Origin of the sequence: Microcystis sp. M53598_WE2 (genome assembly GCF_030067735.1) — a bacterium.
Lineage (GTDB): Bacteria > Cyanobacteriota > Cyanobacteriia > Cyanobacteriales > Microcystaceae > Microcystis > Microcystis aeruginosa.
In genome coordinates this window covers 1-2,811 of the sequence record NZ_JASJFE010000024.1, presented here as the reverse complement: position 1 = coordinate 2,811, position 2,811 = coordinate 1, and the positions used below count along the sequence as shown (strand labels likewise).

3 protein-coding genes and 1 pseudogene are annotated in these 2,811 nt (G+C 42.8%); 1 reads left to right on the top strand and 3 read right to left on the bottom strand.

Translation table 11 applies throughout. The features are described 5' to 3' along the window. The 3 genes and pseudogenes from PX636_RS00540 to PX636_RS00530 form a co-directional block, all read right to left on the bottom strand. A pseudogene (locus PX636_RS00540) lies at window positions 1–318 on the bottom strand (tetratricopeptide repeat protein); the annotation flags it as partial. A 24-nt stretch (window positions 319–342) separates the two neighbouring features. Continuing rightward, window positions 343–855: a hypothetical protein gene (locus PX636_RS00535; protein ID WP_288115883.1), complete on the bottom strand. Its 513-nt coding sequence runs from the start codon at window positions 853–855 to the stop codon at window positions 343–345. Window positions 856–1,234: 379 nt separating this feature from the next. After that, window positions 1,235–1,720 carry an allophycocyanin subunit alpha-B gene (locus tag PX636_RS00530; protein WP_004162595.1) on the bottom strand — a complete coding sequence of 162 codons (486 nt, stop codon included), beginning with the start codon at window positions 1,718–1,720 and terminating at the stop codon, window positions 1,235–1,237. Window positions 1,721–1,952: 232 nt separating this feature from the next. Between PX636_RS00530 and PX636_RS00525 the strand changes: the two genes are divergently transcribed. After that, window positions 1,953–2,738, top strand: coding sequence for a slipin family protein (locus tag PX636_RS00525; RefSeq protein WP_012267186.1), 786 nt, complete (start codon window positions 1,953–1,955; stop codon window positions 2,736–2,738). The last annotated feature ends 73 nt before the right edge of the window (window positions 2,739–2,811 follow it).

Sequence of the window (2,811 nt, the reverse complement as noted above, 5' to 3'; positions counted from 1 at the left end):
GGGATATTTTTGATATAACTTTTCTAAAGGTTCTCTGGCTCCGATAAAATCTTTTAACTGTAAGCGAGCTTGTGCTAGTCCTTGCAAAGCAGTGGGGTTATCTGGTTCACGTTCGAGAATTTTCTCGTAACCTTTGACCATTTCTTCTAATTTTTCGGGAGGAATAGTTGCCTCTTGCCCGGGTTGATTGCCTTGGGGGAAATTAGAATTATTATTTTTCAATAAACCTAAAGTTGGCACCACCATTAAAGCCAGAAATACTAAACCAGAGGAAACAATTAAGACTCGTTTGAGCGTATCGTTATTTTTTTTGGGCATACTTTTTAAAGATTAGAGATAAGATTAATCCGTAGTAACTCGATGAAATTCGTGACCCCAAAGATTATAAGCCCAAATTCCCAAGCCAAAACTACCTAAGCAGAGGATGGTGAGCATCAGGAAAACTTGCCACCTATTGTAACCTGCTTCCTGAAGTTCTAGACGACCAAGGATAGTGGCGGCTAAGAGGATTAAAACTCGACTAAATACCGCCCACTTGTGGAAGATAAAGACTACCGCCAAAGACCAGCCGAGAATTGATAATACAGCACTAATATCGTTTTTAAACCAACTGCGGAAAAATAGCGGCATTAAGTGACTAAACAGAGTTAATCCTAGGGCAATTGAGAGGATAACCCCTACCGCTAGGATATAGATGATGATTTCTAGCCATTCGCTAGTGAGAGTCCAATTCATCTCATCACCGCGGGCAAGTAACCAATCACTCCATGATAAACGCTCATGGGCGATCGACCAGCCAAACAACCCATAGACCGATGGAATCAGAAAAGTAAGTAGTATAATGCGCCAAAACATAATCAGTTATCAGTTTTGAGTTATTAGTTATCAGTTTTGAGTTATTAGTTATCAGTTTTGAGTATTAAGGTTCTTCGTTACTTGGTATGGTTCGATAGGGGGGCATAAATCGACTAAATCCTTATCTGGCAAGAGACTTAATTGATAACCCCCGTCCATTGCATAACACAAACCGAAGAGCCAGTATTAAGTGAGCAGTATGTATTAAGTGAGCCTGATCAAATGCCAGTTTACTACTGTCTTTTCACTGATTACTGTTTACTGCTTACTGATCACTGATCACTGTTTACTGATCACTGAAAAAAGTCAAGCCTGAACCCTGAAAGAGACGAAAATTGCCCCTTTTCAGACTTCAGGCCCTTGGGATTGTCCCGATCGCTTAGGACATATACTGGATGATAAAGTCGAAGTAGGGGGCTGCTGCCACGGCATCTTCTTGAGTCAAAAGACCTAAAGCGGCCTCTTTGAGACAACGAATCGCCTCCACCATGCCGGGGATGGGAACATTAAGAGAGTTATACATCTCTTTGACCCCGATCAGGCCGGTTTGTTCGATCGGTCCCTTATCTCCGGCTAATACCCCATAGGTAACTAGACGCAGATACCAACCATAATCGCGCAAGCATTGATTATATTGACGCTGACCGTAGGCATTACCCCCCGGCGCTCTATAATCGGGACGTTTCTTGAACAGTTGTTTTTGAGCCTGATCGACGATTTTTTTCTCATTGTCAGCGAGAGTTTCGGCAATGCGAATTCTCTGCTCACCGGTTTTTAAAAATTGCCCGATACCCTGTAGTTCACCACTACTAGGATAACGAAGTTCGTCGTCGGCTTTGAGGATGACTTGGCTAACTACGCTCATAATATCAAGGTAAATTCTGATAACATTCTGTAGTTTATCTCAGGTCGGGGTCTGGAAGTCGAGTCATCCCTGCTGGTTAGGCAATTCCTAAAAATTGTAATATTTCGTTATGAGTTTCCCCGACAGCCCGGTTACTCTCTAGAATGAATGTATTAGTGGTCAGGAGCGAGGAGATGGCAATTGAGATGTCACCGCACACTGATTAACTTGAACCCGATAACTGGTAATTAATATGGAATTTTTAGCACCCTTGCTGTTGATAGCGGGCATTCTGGGGTTAAATGGCTTTAAAATCGATCGAGAATACCAGCGTGGTGTTATCTTTCGTCTAGGGCGTTATCAAGACACCAAAGGCCCCGGACTGTACTGGATCATTCCCCTAGTTGACCAAAAAATGCAGCTGGATATTCGCACCAAAACCGTCGATATCGCCCCGCAAGAAACTGTCACCGCCGATAATGTCACAATTAAGGTTAATGCGGTTCTCTACTATCGCATTATCGATCCTAGCAAAGCGATTAATAAAGTCGAATCCTACCCCGCAGCCGTTTATCAAGCGGCCATGACCACTTTAAGAAATGTAGTTGGTCAAAATCATCTCGATGATGTCTTGCAAAAACGAGACAAAATCAATCAAGCGGTCCAACAAATTGTCGATGAAATTAGCGAACCCTGGGGCATTGATATCGAACGGGTGGAGATGAAAGATGTGGAAATTCCCACTGGTATGCAGCGAGCTATGGCCAAGGAAGCGGAAGCATTGCGAGAAAAACGGGCCCGTTTGATTAAAGCTGCCGCAGAACAGGAAGCCTCCCTAAAATTAGCGGAAGCTTCCCAATTAATCATGGAAAACCCCGCCGCTTTGGAATTACGCCGCCTACAAATGTTAACGGAAATTGGAGCGGAAAATAACACCAGTACCGTGATTATGCTCCCCTCTGATATCTTAAATCTTGCTCAAAAATTAACCGAAAAACCATCACAAAATGGCTCAATTGTCAATAGCCAAAAAGGTTAATTTTCTCCGGTGTGTTAGGTGGGTTTAAGTAAGTGGTTATAATTAAATTGAAGATAGATTTTGTCTTTGGTCC

Bases quoted from the DNA above. Each gene is read 5' to 3' on its own strand.
- PX636_RS00535 (WP_288115883.1), bottom strand. From the start codon at position 855: ATGTTTTGGCGCATTATACTACTTACTTTTCTGATTCCATCGGTCTAT.
- PX636_RS00530 (WP_004162595.1), bottom strand. From the start codon at position 1,720: ATGAGCGTAGTTAGCCAAGTCATCCTCAAAGCCGACGACGAACTTCGT.
- PX636_RS00525 (WP_012267186.1), top strand. From the start codon at position 1,953: ATGGAATTTTTAGCACCCTTGCTGTTGATAGCGGGCATTCTGGGGTTA.